General features: G+C 38.7%; 13 protein-coding genes and 1 other annotated feature. All 13 genes read right to left on the bottom strand.

Annotated features, from left to right (window positions below; genetic code table 11):
- Positions 1–8: 8 nt before the first annotated feature.
- A complete protein-coding gene (gene ruvA, locus HNQ43_RS02830; RefSeq protein WP_244957026.1) occupies positions 9–593 on the bottom strand; it encodes a Holliday junction branch migration protein RuvA in 585 nt (194 codons plus the stop codon).
- Between the two features lie 11 nt (positions 594–604).
- Complete coding sequence (locus HNQ43_RS02835) at positions 605–1354, bottom strand: exodeoxyribonuclease III (protein WP_183374572.1); 750 nt, start codon at positions 1352–1354, stop codon at positions 605–607.
- Between the two features lie 103 nt (positions 1355–1457).
- Positions 1458–2741, bottom strand: a complete 1284-nt coding sequence (gene obgE, locus HNQ43_RS02840; protein ID WP_183374574.1) for a GTPase ObgE — start codon at positions 2739–2741, stop codon at positions 1458–1460.
- 41 nt (positions 2742–2782) lie between these two features.
- Positions 2783–3067 carry a 50S ribosomal protein L27 gene (gene rpmA / locus HNQ43_RS02845; protein ID WP_273477674.1) on the bottom strand — a complete coding sequence of 95 codons (285 nt, stop codon included), beginning with the start codon at positions 3065–3067 and terminating at the stop codon, positions 2783–2785.
- A 6-nt stretch (positions 3068–3073) separates the two neighbouring features.
- On the bottom strand, positions 3074–3388 hold the full coding sequence (locus tag HNQ43_RS02850) for a ribosomal-processing cysteine protease Prp (RefSeq protein WP_183374578.1): 315 nt from the start codon (positions 3386–3388) through the stop codon (positions 3074–3076).
- Between the two features lies 1 nt (position 3389).
- Entirely contained in the window at positions 3390–3692 is a 303-nt protein-coding gene (rplU, locus tag HNQ43_RS02855) for a 50S ribosomal protein L21 (protein WP_183374580.1), read from the bottom strand.
- Positions 3693–3708: 16 nt separating this feature from the next.
- Positions 3709–3780, bottom strand: a sequence feature (ribosomal protein L21 leader region).
- A 114-nt stretch (positions 3781–3894) separates the two neighbouring features.
- Positions 3895–4263, bottom strand: a complete 369-nt coding sequence (locus HNQ43_RS02860) for a hypothetical protein (RefSeq protein ID WP_183374582.1) — start codon at positions 4261–4263, stop codon at positions 3895–3897.
- 184 nt (positions 4264–4447) lie between these two features.
- On the bottom strand, positions 4448–7522 hold the full coding sequence (gene dnaE, locus HNQ43_RS02865) for a DNA polymerase III subunit alpha (protein ID WP_183374584.1): 3075 nt from the start codon (positions 7520–7522) through the stop codon (positions 4448–4450).
- A 64-nt stretch (positions 7523–7586) separates the two neighbouring features.
- Positions 7587–8537 (bottom strand): DHH family phosphoesterase, encoded by a 951-nt coding sequence (locus HNQ43_RS02870; RefSeq protein ID WP_183374586.1) that lies wholly within the window; start codon positions 8535–8537, stop codon positions 7587–7589.
- Positions 8527–9726 carry an acetate/propionate family kinase gene (locus tag HNQ43_RS02875; protein WP_183374588.1) on the bottom strand — a complete coding sequence of 400 codons (1200 nt, stop codon included), beginning with the start codon at positions 9724–9726 and terminating at the stop codon, positions 8527–8529. The genes HNQ43_RS02870 and HNQ43_RS02875 overlap by 11 nt, the downstream gene beginning before the upstream one ends.
- 12 nt (positions 9727–9738) lie before the next feature.
- Positions 9739–10029: a YlxM family DNA-binding protein gene (gene ylxM / locus HNQ43_RS02880; protein ID WP_183374590.1), complete on the bottom strand. Its 291-nt coding sequence runs from the start codon at positions 10027–10029 to the stop codon at positions 9739–9741.
- Positions 10022–10984, bottom strand: a complete 963-nt coding sequence (gene ftsY / locus HNQ43_RS02885; RefSeq protein ID WP_183374592.1) for a signal recognition particle-docking protein FtsY — start codon at positions 10982–10984, stop codon at positions 10022–10024. Before ftsY ends, ylxM begins: the two co-directional genes overlap by 8 nt.
- Before the next feature lies 1 nt (position 10985).
- Positions 10986–13916, bottom strand: coding sequence for an AAA family ATPase (locus HNQ43_RS02890; protein WP_183374594.1), 2931 nt, complete (start codon positions 13914–13916; stop codon positions 10986–10988).
- Positions 13917–13924: the final 8 nt, after the last annotated feature.

Genomic DNA, 13924 nt, shown 5'->3' on the forward strand with positions numbered 1-13924 from the left:
ATCCAAAATCACACCCCATTTCTTTTTGCCAAAATACCGAGTGCTTTGCGTAACATCTCATCTACACCCAAGTCTTCTTGTGAAATCAATTCTTTTTGTATCGCGGAAAGCTGGTTTGCACGATATCCTAAAGCCAGAAGAGCTTCTTTGCATTCTTCCCAATTTGGATTGTTTAAATTCGAAGATTGAGATGATTCCACCACGAATTTTCCTTTTAGATCCAAAACGATCTGCGATGCTGTTTTTGCTCCAATTCCTGGAAGAGCTTTTAATCGTTTGATATCATCTTCTTCAATGGCTTGAATCATCTGTTCTCCGGAACAGGATCCTAATAAATTCAAAGCAGTCCTAGGACCGATCCCTTTCACATTGATCAAACGCATAAAAACTTCATAATCTTTTTCCTTTAGAAAACCATATAAAAGAATCGCATCTTCCCGGACGTGCTGATATGTATAAACAAAGAGCTCATCGCCGAGCTTTTGGGAAAATGGATTGTTTATATAGACTTCATAGCCAACGCCTTGTACATCCAAAACGATTGAATCTGTACGAATCAATCGAATGATTCCTTGCAGAAAAGCAATCAACAAAATTCCCCTCTCTAATCCACTATATCTAGTTCTACAGGACAGTGATCACTGCCGTAAATATCCGTTAATATTAAAGAATCTTTTACACGAGGCATTAATTCTTCCGAGGCTAACCAGTAATCAATTCTCCATCCCGCATTATTTTTTCGAGCGTTAAATCGATAACTCCACCAAGAGTATTGAATCTTATCGGGATAAAGAGTTCTAAAAGTATCCTTTACATAAGTTAATAAATTCGATTTGAAACTATCTCTTTCTTCATCAGTAAAGCCAGCATTTCTGCGGTTTGTTTTCGGGTTCTTGATATCGATTTCTTCATTGGCTACATTAAGATCGCCACATATAAAAACAGGTTTATTTAAAGATTGTACATAGCGACTGAAGACCTGGTCCCATTCCATACGATAAGATAACCGTTTTAAACCATCTCCAGAATTTGGCGTGTACACTGTCACCAGATAATAATCATCAAATTCTGCTGTAATCACACGACCTTCCGTGTCATGCTGATCTATACCTAAACCATAAATAACATTAAGGGGTTTGATCCTCGAAAGAATCATTGTGCCGCTATATCCTTTTCGTATAGCGCTATAAGCATATTGATAAGGATATAAATCCTCAGGGATATCGATTTGCTCCGGTTGGGCTTTTGTTTCCTGCAGACAGACAACATCGGCATCCAAGGTATCAACAATATCTAAAAATCCTTTATTTATGCAAGCGCGAATCCCATTAACGTTCCAAGAAATAAATTTCATAAAATAAGCTCCTCATGATTCGTCAAATAAACACTACTAAAAGTATACCCTAAAACAATAAATTTTACGAATCACAAAAAAAGAGACAAGAAATCTCTTATCTCTAATTTTCAATAAAATCAAATTGATATCCAAGCATTTGAACTGTATCTCCGTCCATACAGCCAGCCTCGCGTAAAGCTGTATCAATTCCCAAATAACGCATTTTATTCGCAAACTCGAAATAATCCTCTTCGGTATTGAGCTTTTGAATATTGAAAACCCGTTCAATTCGAGGACCGCTAATCTCCCAAAGATGATCCCCCAATTTAGTAACTTGAAGATCTGATTTCTTTTCTTCAAAAGTATACGTGACGCCTTCATTCGAAGTGCCTTCGGTAACAATTGGAAAAGCGGGCGTTACTGCCAGAAGATCTGCAGCTCTTCTTAAAACAGGGTCCAGTCCTTCATGAATGATCGTTGTTGTTGGATACACTTCGAGATCTGGATATTTTTCTTTGAATCGCTCTAAATTCTTTTGTGCATCATTCAGGTCCATCTTGTTGGCAACGACAATTTGCGGTCTCTCCAATAGACGTATCTGATAAGAACGGAGCTCATCATTTATGATTTCATAATCTTCTAACGGATCTCGGCCATCTTGTCCTCCCATATCCAGAACGTGAACAATCACTCGGCAACGTTCAATGTGTCTTAAGAATTGATACCCAAGTCCTTTTCCAGTACTGGCACCTTCTATCAAACCTGGTAGATCCGCCATAATGAAACTACGCCCATCTTTGACTTGTACAACACCAACATTGGGAGAAATCGTCGTAAATGGATAGTCTCCAATTTCCGGTTTAGCTCGTGAAACAGCATCCAAAAGAGTTGATTTTCCAACGCTTGGAAAGCCAACCAGCCCAACATCGGCCAGAACTCGCAATTCAACAATGCAGTCAAACTCTTCCCCTAAAGTTCCCAATTCCGCATATTTTGGTGCTGTATTGCGACTGGAACGAAAATGAAAGTTTCCACGACCGCCACGTCCACCTTTGCAGATGATCGTCTGTTGGTGAGGTTCGGTCAAGTCAGCGATAATTTGCCCGGTATCCGCTCTTTTTACAATGGTTCCTAACGGAACTTTAACGATTTTATCTTCACCGTTAGCGCCATGCATCTTTTTGTTCTTTCCTTTTTCTCCTGGCGTTGCTTTGATCTTGCGGTGATAACGAAGATCTAATAAGGTTGTCATGCCTGGATCTGCTTCGAAGATCACGTTTCCGCCATTCCCGCCGTCGCCGCCAAAAGGGCCTCCGTAGGCAACATATTTTTCATGACGAAAACTGACGATTCCATCGCCACCTTTTCCCGCTTGAACATGAATTTTAACTTGATCGACAAACATAGTGCCCTCCTAAAAAAAGACCCCCTTAGGGATCTTTTTGATTAAGCCTGTGGATAAACTGAAACTTGTTTCTTGTCTTTTCCTAAGCGCTCGTAACGAACAACACCGCTAACTTTTGCGAACAGTGTATCATCTCCGCCACGTCCAACATTTGTTCCAGGATGGATCTTCGTACCTCGTTGACGATAAATGATGCTTCCAGCATGACAAGACTGACCATCGGCTAATTTTGCCCCTAAACGTTTTGAATGAGAATCACGACCGTTCTTAGTCGAACCAACTCCCTTTTTAGAAGCGAACAACTGATTATCTAATGTGTACTTCAACATGGTTTACACCTCTCTTCTTATCATCTTAATATACTTTTTATTTGTATTTATAATTGTTTCTAATTGAATCACCAAAGTTTTTAAAATGATTTGTAAGGTATCACTGTTCGATTGAACTTCGATAGATACAAAACCACTTTCCATTTGAATCAAACAACTGCCCTCACACAAAGTGTCTATTGCATTCAGTATTCCAACAGATACGGCACTCACTTCAGCGCATACCAGATCCAATGTCTCAGTAGTTGAATCCGCGTGTCCCGTTATCTTTACAGATCCAATCTGCCGGTCCTTTTGATTCAAGTAGACATAGATCATATTAAGCCTCGATAGCAGTGATCTTTACACTTGTATAAGGCTGACGATGACCTTGTTTACGGCGTGTAGAAGATTTTTTAGGTTTGTATTTTACAATTGTGATTTTTTTGCCTTTTCCCTGTTTTTCAACAGTTCCAGTAACTTTAGCACCTTCTACATAAGGTTTTCCTAATTTGCCATCGGCATACAGAACTTTATCAAAAACAACTGTATCTCCTTCGCTAGCTTCTAATTTTTCAACAAAGATGACAGCATCCTTTTCAACCTTGATCTGTTTTCCGCCAGTTTCGATAATTGCGTACATACGGCACCTCCTATTCTATGTTCCTGATACTCGCCATTAAGGTGGGAAAACCACTTTATTAACCTCTTCTGTGCGGTTGCAAGACCAGAACAGAATCTGCAACGTGGTTATTATACGCAATAAACAAGTGTACGTCAAGAAAAGATAATGTGAAAAAAAGTGAGATTTTTCATCTCACTCTTGATAAAAGTTGTCTGGAATATTATTTAGAAATTCTTTTGTCTAGCATTTTTTTGATTTTTTCTGCTTCTTTTTTATCTTCATTATAAATATCAGTATTGAATATAGTTTTTCTGTTCGAAATAAACACAGCTTTAATTGTTTCATCCTTCAAGATAATTTTTAGACCTACATAAAATTGAGGCTCCATTATTCCACATAAAAAAGCTGTACCATTTAATATCTGGTGGGTAAATGGTTTGTCTTCTCCTTTAAAAGAAGCTTGCTGATTCAAGATTGAAACTTTAGCAATATCTTTGTAATCCACAAAGCCATTATCACCAATCAAAATGTTAATTCGATTATTATCATCGTCAAATTCCATGCAATTAAATTTCTTTTCTGACATCATACTCACCTCCGTTTTTTAAGTAAGGTTTTTCCCTAATTTCATTATACTGTATTATTTTACGAAAGTTAATAAATACAAAGTACGATAAAAAAAGTCTAATTTAAAGTGAATTGCATACGTTTCGAAGAATAAAGGTTAACCTAAGTATTCTGAAAAGTTATCCTCCGATTTTTTCAGTATAGAATCATGTTTTCTCTGGATTCAGCCAAAAGCATTTTCTGGCAAGTATTGAATTCGGACGATTTTTATTTCCCTGCACAAGGACAACGTGTTCTTTTTGAATATTATCTTTTTCTTTTGCATAGAGTTCAGGCATCAAAGTAATATCTATTTTTCCGGATTCATCGTCGATAGACATGAAACACATATTTTGACCTTGTTTTGTTTTATGAACACGATACCCGACGACACGGCCAATCACATTGAGGTATCCCGAATACGATTCCGCTTGCGATAACGGTAAACATTTGGGATATTGTGTTTCGCGAATCCGCTTTACCGGATGTTCACTTAAATAAAAGCCATAAACGCGAAATTCTTTTTGGGAACGCTCCATCGGGTTTTCTTTCATTTTTCGCAAGCTTGGTTTAGAAACGACTGAAAGATCAAACCGAATCTGGCCATCAACTTCCGTTTTGACTAAATCAGCATAAACGAGAATTCTTGCCAAATTATCATGCATGGTGGCACGATTCAATCCAAAAGAATCGAAGACCCCTCCATCAATCAATATTCGTAAACTGGATTCAATCACATGCGCGCTGCTTAAACGAACAACACATTCGATAAAATTCTGAAATTGCCCATGTCTTCGTTCTTCTAAAATAGGCGGATAAATTGTACTTCCAATGCCTTTTAAGACTTGAAAAGGCATACGCAAGCCTTTTTCTTCTATCGTATAATGTCCCTCAGATCGATTGATATCCGGTGCATAAACAACTAGTTTTCTACTGCGACATTCACTCAAGTACTGACTAGTCTTTTTTTCGGAACCAATGACGCTGTCAAACAGATTCTGATAGAAATAAAGGGGATAGTTTGCTTTTAAATATGCCATCTGATAAGCAATCAAACCATAAGCATAACTGTGCGATTTATTGAAACCATAACTGGCAAACTTTTCCATGGTATCAAATAATTCAACTGCTTGTTTATAAGAACAATGATTCTTCAATGCTCCCTGGACAAAAGTCTCTTTATAGGCAGCCATTTGGTCATGCTTCTTTTTCGACATGGCCTTACGCAAAGAATCTGCCTGCGCTAGGGACAGACCTCCTACTTTTGTAGCGATCTGCATAACTTGTTCTTGATATATGATCAGGCCATAAGTTTCTTTTAAGATATCTTGAGTCAAGGGATGCGGATACTCTATTTGTTCCGGATGTTCTTTACGCTGAATATAGGCATCAATATTCTGCATTGCACCGGGACGATATAAAGCTAAAACTGCACAGATTTCTTCAAACCTCGATGGTTTCATCCTCTTTAGCAAAGCACGGATCCCCTGGCTTTCCAATTGAAATACCCCTGTGGTATCGGCTTTGGATAATAGACGATATGTCTTTTGATCGTTCAATGGCAGTTTTAAAACATCAATTTTATGATCGGTCTGTTGTTCGATAGTTTTTACGATATGATCGATCGTCGTCAGATTTCTAAGGCCCAAAAAATCCATCTTGATCAAGCCGAGTTCTTCCAAATACTCCATCGTAAACTGGGTGGCAAGATGAGATTCATCGATCTGAACCAAAGGACAGACTTTGACGATTGGCTGGTCACTCAAAACAATCCCGGCAGCGTGTATAGACAGATGACGCGGCAGCCCTTCTAAAGGTAGACAATACTGGTACAATTCCATCAGTGTCTTGTCTTTTTTAAGAATGCGAGAAAAAGCATCCACTTCCGAAAAAGCTCGTTTCAATGTCATGCCAGGAGTATTTGGAATCAGTTTCGTCAACTGGTCGATCTTCGCAGAAGAAATAGAATACACTCTTCCTACATCCCGTAATACTTGTTTAGCCTTTAAAGTATTGAAAGTAACAATATGCGAGACATGATCTTTCCCATATCGCTCTTTCACATAATCGATGACTTCATCTCGTCGATCATCCGGGAAGTCTGTATCGATATCCGGCATAGAAATCCGTTCCGGGTTTAAAAATCGTTCAAACAAAAGATGATTTTTTATAGGATCAATATGCGTGATTCCCAAACAATACGCCACTAAAGATCCAGCGGCGCTCCCGCGCCCTGGACCAACGTTGATATCTTTTGAACGAGCAAAACGGATGAAGTCATAAACTATCAAAAAATAATCCGTAAATCCCATTTTAATGATTGTTGAGCACTCATATTCCAATCGTTTTGCATATTCTTCGTTCCATTGATTAGAAAGACGTTTGGCAAGCCCTGCTTTACACAGTTTGACCAGAAACTCTTTTGAATCGATTCCCAATTTGTTTTGATATGGCGGAAGCGAACTCTTCGGCATTGCCATTTGAACGTTGCACATTTGTGCAATTTCATCAGTACGAATCAAATCTTCTGGATCATATAAACTTTCCATTTCTGATTGCGAACGTATGAAACGATCATTCAAAACCACTAGATCCTGATCGTGAATTCTTGCTTGTTTTTGAATCGCTTTAAGTGTTCGAAGCTGTAAAACATCTTCTTTTTTTTGATAAAGAATATACGAAAGAGCACAAGTCAAAAGCCCTGTTTCATTTGCGATTTTTTTGATCAGTTTATTCTTTTCTTTCCAAAAACCTGAATCATTGCATAAGATTCCGATATAAAATGATGAAAAAGAAGAACGGCACGTTTCAAAATAGCGATAAAGAGAAGGTTGATCTTCATGTAAGATCCAATTATATAAAATATCTTCCTCTTGGATCCCCGTAGTCAGAACAATACTATTCTGACTATAGATAGAGAGATCCGCCATAGAAAGTTCATGATTGTGACTCATTTTCAATGTAGAAAGAGCATATAGATCTTGTAAACCTTGATCGTTTTTGGCCAAAAAGACAAAACTTGTCTTTCCTGTTTCAAACAAAGCATCGATTTCCAAACCCAAAATGGGATGAATCTTGTGTTCCATGCAGGTTTTGTAAAACTTCATGGTGCCATACATGACATTTTTATCGGTCAGAGCCACATGACGAAAACCTAGCTGAGCACTTCGTTCAACCAATTGTTCAATCGTTAAACTCGATTCCAGAAGACTATAACAGCTTCGCGCGTGTAAATGGACCATTGTTGTCCTCCCATCTTGTTGTCATTATACCACAGAATAAAAAAGCCTAAGTCATCGACTTAGACTAAACAGAAATCGAAAGAACGGATTCACTTAAATTTGCCAAAAGTTCAACAATTTCTTTAATTTGATCACGAGTAAGATTTTTGATGCCGCATGCACAGGCATGACCGCCTCCATGATATTTTTGAGCCACTGCTCGAATATCGATTGTTTTGGAACGTAAGGAAGCACTGTAATGGACCCCATCCTCCATACGAGTGAATAAAGCCCAAATCTGGATATCTTCCACACCGCTCAAAACATAGACTTTTTCTTTTGCAGAAGCAAATGAACTTAAAACAGGAAGATAATCATCTTGTTCCATCACAGCATACAGAAAATGATTTTTTCGAGACGCCTTTGTACGAACTAACGTTTCATATTGATAATCATTCCATGTGCTTGAATAATTCATCTGATCACATGCTATGACATCTATGCCAAAGTTCATTAAATAAGCTGCTGCATAAAAACTGTTTGCGCTGACGCTCTTTGTAGTAAAGCGAACATTGTCCGCCACTAAACCAGCATATAAAAGATTAGCGGCATCTGCAGGGAGCATCCCTTGATTCTCTTTAAGCCACAGAGCCAGCATTTCGCAAGTAGCGCTCGCCTTGGGATCGATCCATTCTACAGAACAAAAAGATTCTGTCTGCACATGATGATCGATGCGAATCGTAGAGGCACATCTCGTATAGTTTTGATCATCAACACGATTTGCGGTCGATGCATCCAAAACGATTCCTAAAGACTTCAGATAAATGTCTTCAGAAAGAGTTTCTAATGATAATCCCAATTTTTTTTGTAAAGGAGATCCTTCTCCGGCACAATAGACCTTTTTTTGAGGATAGGCAGAACGAATCCAAGACGCCAAGCCATACTGAGAACCTAAAGCATCCATATCAGGCAAAATATGACGAAAAATAATGATAGAGTCATATTTTTGAATGGAATCAAGAATTTTAGGATTCATGGCAAAGATTCTTATAGGCATCTCGTGCCATGACGAGCTCTTCATTGGTAGGAATCAGCCAAACCTGGATTGAAGAATCTTCGCTGCTCAATTTTTTCTCGATGCCGCGAACCCCTTTATTCAATGATTCAGGAACTTTAACACCAAATACCGCAAGACGATCACAAATCTTCTGACGCATCAGAGAATCATTTTCACCAATGCCGCCGGCAAAGACGATTGCATCAGCTCCACCCATCAAACCATAATATCCAGATACGGTCTCTACAATTGAATTAACATAGATCTTCTGCGTTAAGATAGCACGTTCATTTCCTTGTTCAGCAGCGGCTTCCACATCACGTCCATCTGAACTGATTCCTGAAACGCCTAACATCCCTGATTTTTTATTCAAGATCGTATCAATTTCATCAGGCGTGTAACCATACTTTTTCTCTAGGAACATAATGATGGCCGGATCGATATCTCCACAGCGGGTTCCCATCATGACACCGGACAATGGAGTAAATCCCATACTGGTTTTATAAGATTTTCCATTTTTTACAGCCGTAATGCTTGCGCCATTCCCTAAATGGCATGTAATGATGTTCATTTCTTCCATCGGTTTATTTAAAATCTCGGCTAATCGCTGTGTTAAATATAAGTGGCTTGTTCCGTGCATCCCATATCGACGAATTTCATCTTTTTCATAATATTCATAAGGAATCGGATAAATGTAGTTTTCCTTTGGCATAGTTTGATGAAACGCCGTATCAAAAACAAATGTGTGCTTGCATTCCGGCAAAGCCTTTTTAAAAGAACGATAGCCAAGCAGTCCGGCAGGATTATGCAATGGTGCCAAAACTTTTAACTCATCGATTTTATCTTCAGCTTCCTTGCTTTCAGGAACTGAATGGGAATAATACTCTCCACCGTGAACCATGCGATGACCGATAGCTTTGATCTCATTTAAATCATGGACAATTTCATATTTGACCAAAACTTCCATCAATTTATTCACTGCAGCTCCATGATCTGGAATATCTAGAATTTCTTCGATCTTTTGTCCTTTGAACTTCATTCCAACAATCGAATCTTCCAATCCGATTCTCTCAATGTTCCCTTGTGCAAGCACTTCTTCTTCCGGCATTTGAAACACCTGAAATTTTAAAGAGCTGCTTCCTGCATTGACACTCATTACAATAGACATATTGATACCCTCCTATAATAGATTCATGATTGTCTCTTTTATCTTATCATCATTCAACTGTTCTAAAAGTTCAATGATTTTTTTTCTTTTTTCAATATAATGGATCACACTTTCATACTTTTGCAGCTGATTCAAAGATTTTTTTAGACTATCCTGAACCGCAGCCCGTGATATGGAAAGCTCTTCTGCAATCTCAGAATAAGAAAAATCTTCCTCATAATATAATGAACAGATTTCACGTTGCCGCTCTGTCAGCAATTGACCATAGATATCAAAAAGAACGTTCGTTTCCAATCTATTCATCTTCTAATCCTTTTGTGATTCCCATCAAATAACTGTTGATATCGAAAGGTTGCAAGTCATCTGGCTTTTCTCCCAACCCTAGGAAGCGAACCGGAATCTTCAACTGATCGTGGATAGCTAAAACAATCCCGCCCTTCGCCGTTCCATCCATCTTAGTCAAAATGATTCCGCTAACTTGCGTAGCATCCAAAAACTGTTTAGCTTGTGAGATTCCATTTTGACCCGTTGTCGCATCTAAAACCAGCCAGACTTCTTGAGGAGCCCCCGGAATCTCGCGATCACAAACGCGAACCATCTTGCTTAATTCTTTCATCAAGTTCGTCTTGGTCTGCAGCCGACCGGCAGTATCCGCTAAAAGAATATCAATTTGATGATCTTTAGCATACCGGCAAGCATCCACTAAAACAGAACTCGGATCTTGATTTGGCGCTCCTTTTATACAAGGAACTCCCAATCGGTTGGCCCATGTTTCAATTTGATCAACAGCCCCCGCACGGAAAGTGTCCGCAGCCGCAACCGCCATAGACATATCCAGATCCTTATAATATTGGATAAGTTTTGCGGATGTTGTAGTCTTGCCAGAACCGTTTACTCCAACCATAAAAATAACCGTTGGTCCTTCTTCGTTATAATGAATGAATCCATCTTGTTCTTGATCATAAAAATCATGAAGGATACTGATAAAATAATCTTCCATCGATTCATATTCGTGGATATGCGAAGCGTTTTCTTCAAAACGGTCGACTATTTTTTGTGCTGTATGGATTCCCACATCGCTTTCCAATAACAAAATCATGATCTCCTCTAAAAGATCATCGTCAATGCCATGAAAGCTGTTCGATAAAGAACGAATCCTATCTCCAAAACTCTTCCTAGAACGACCTAATCCGCTTAAGTATTTATCTTTATCCTGGTTTTTGATAAAGGCATCTTTGATCGATTGAAATAAAGCCATGTTAATTGACCTCCTTGTTTTCTACAATATGAACAGCGTCCTTCAACTGAACCTTCAATAATTTAGAGACACCATCTTTTTGCATAGTAATTCCGTACAATGTATCGCATTGTTCCATCGTTCCCGGGCGATGAGTCACGACGATAAATTGAGAGCGGTCTCCAAAACGAGACAGGTATCGTGCAAATCGTTCAACATTTGCCTGGTCTAAAGCGGCTTCGACTTCATCAAAAATGCAAAGAGGCATAACTCGCGCCTGTAAAATCGCAAATAAAACACTGATTGCGATCAAAGCTTTTTCACCACCGGAGAAAGACTGTAAATTCTTGACCATTTTTCCTGGTGGCTGAACATCGATTTCTATACCCGTATTCAAGACATCTTCCGGATCTACCATGCTTAGTTTCGCTTTACCGCCACCAAACATCGCTTTAAAAATACCGTCCAATTCCTGATTGATTTTTTCAAACATATCTACAAATTGAACTTTCATGGTCTGATCCATTTCATCAATTGCCGAAAGGATCGAAGCAGAAGCCCTTTCCAGGTCTTCTTTTTGTGAAGTCATAAAATCAAAGCGTTCCTTGATTTCCTTATATTGATCCGGTGCATCCGGGTTAACATTTCCCAGTTTTGATATTTCTGTGCGCAAAACTTGAACTCTTTGTTTGGCTTCGCTGAGATCAATATCTTGTTTTTGATCTTTCGCATGTTCAAAAGTCATCGAATACTCACTGTTAAGTTGTCTTAAAGCGGTATCCAAATAGGCTTGTTTTTTGGCTTGTTCCAGTTCATTGTCATGAATATCAACCTGCAAAGCATTCATCTCGCGGCGAATCGAGCGCATCTGATTTTCCATCTGTTCTACTGTATTGCCTTTGTCATAACGTCTTTTGCGCAAAGCTTGCATATCGCCCGTGATTTGATCGATACGTGCATGCATCTTTGACATTAAAACGACGATATCATCTTCTTCTAAATCCTGTTTTTCTTCATCGATGACCAAATCTTTGTATTCCATCTGCAAAGAATCATATTTCTCTTTTTTAGTAAGATAGATATTTTCCAGTTTTGCCACATCAATCTGCAACTGCATGCAGGTTTCAGTTTCTTTGTCCATTTGATTTTCCAGCATGCGGCACTCGTCATTATCGTGCGAAACCTTGAGCTCCTGCCCTTCAATTTGTGAACGAATCGAATCCAATTCATGTTGAATCGTAATCAAAGACGTCTGATTCCGAATCGACCCGCCAGTCATGCTTCCTCCGGTATGAACGATATCTCCATCCAAAGTCACGATCTTCACACGGTATTGAAGACGCTTTGCACATTCATTGGCATGGACCAAATTATCCATTACCAAAACATTCCCCAATAAACGATCTCGTAAATCTTCATATTTAGGGGCACAGGAAACACATTCATAAGCCCAGCAGATCATTCCTTCTGATTGTGAAGCAATGATTTGCTGATCTTGGGCCGCAAAACGTTTTTTCATGATATTCAACGGCAAAAACGTTGCTCGGCCGCTTTTATTTTTTTTCAGGTAACCAATCGCATTTCGGGCAGCAGCTTCATCTTTAGTCACAATATGATAAAGACTTCCTTGTAAAGCCGATTCAATGGCCTTAGCATGTTCCGGATGTGCTTTTAAAAGTTCACTGACGACACCTTCAATCCCCATCAAAGAATGTCGGGCATCAAGAACAGCACGTACGCTTTGCTGGTGAGAAAAAGGTTGTCGTGCAATATTTTCTAATACTTGTTTTCGATTCTTTAATTCTTGTAAAACATGTCGTTGCTGAGAAGCCTGCATGGAAGCCTGATTTTCTTTATTTTTTAAATCGTTTAAACGCTTCAAATGCATTTCCAGATCCGCTTTTAAGATCTGTAAACGTTTTTGACGATCCTCAAACTCATATTTTGCTTCCTGAAGCATCTGTTTCAGTTCATCCTGTCGAGCCAGAGCATCTGCTTGTAAAAGTCGGTATTTTCGTTTTTCGTCTAATTCTACTTTTTGTTTTTCCAAGCGGTAGCTATCTTCCATAGCTCTTGTGTATTGTCCCTGCAAATCATTGATTTGACGATCTAAAGCATGCATTTCCTGACGATAATTGGAAATATCGATTTCTTGCTGGTTTAAAGATGCTTCTTTAGAAGTATAGATCGTCTTTGCCTCAAAAAGAGCATGGGAAAGGTCTTCAATTTCGCGGTGCATCGATTCAATTTCTTCAACCAGCACGCTGATTTCAATGGAAGAAAGTTCGGTTTTTAAATTTTTATAGATTTTTGCTTTTTCAGCCTGCTTTTCCAAGGGTGACAATTGTTTTTCGAGTTCATCTAAAATATCTTGCAGACGATCAAGATTATCTTTTGTTTTTTCTAATTTCTGCAAAGAAACTTTTTTTCGCTTTTTATATTTTGCAACACCGGCAGCTTCTTCAAAAAGAAGACGCCGATCCTCAGGTTTCGCATCCGCAAAAGCACTGATGTTGCCTTGCGTAATAATACTTAGCGAATCTCTTCCCAATCCCGTATCCATCACTAAATCATTGATATCTTTCAAACGACACGGTTCTTTATTGATAAAATAACTCGCTTCATTAGTAGAGCGTTGAAGCTGACGAGTAATTTCAATTTCTTCGTAAGGTGAATCGAAAATATGAAGTGAATTATCAAAAACTAAAGTTACTTTTGCCATGTTGACCGGTTTTCGATATTCACTTCCGCTAAATATAATGTCCGACATGCTCGAACCCGAGCGAAGACTTTTAGTACTTTGTTCTCCTAATACCCAGCGAATCGCATCATTGACGTTACTTTTTCCGCAACCATTAGGACCAACGATGCCGGTGATATTCTGATCAAATTGTAAAATTGTCTTATCCGCAAAGCTCTTAAAGCCTTGAATCTCAATCCTTTTTAAAAACATAAGCCACC

Source organism: Faecalicoccus acidiformans (assembly GCF_014202635.1).
Classification (GTDB): domain Bacteria; phylum Bacillota_I; class Bacilli_A; order Erysipelotrichales; family Erysipelotrichaceae; genus Faecalicoccus; species Faecalicoccus acidiformans.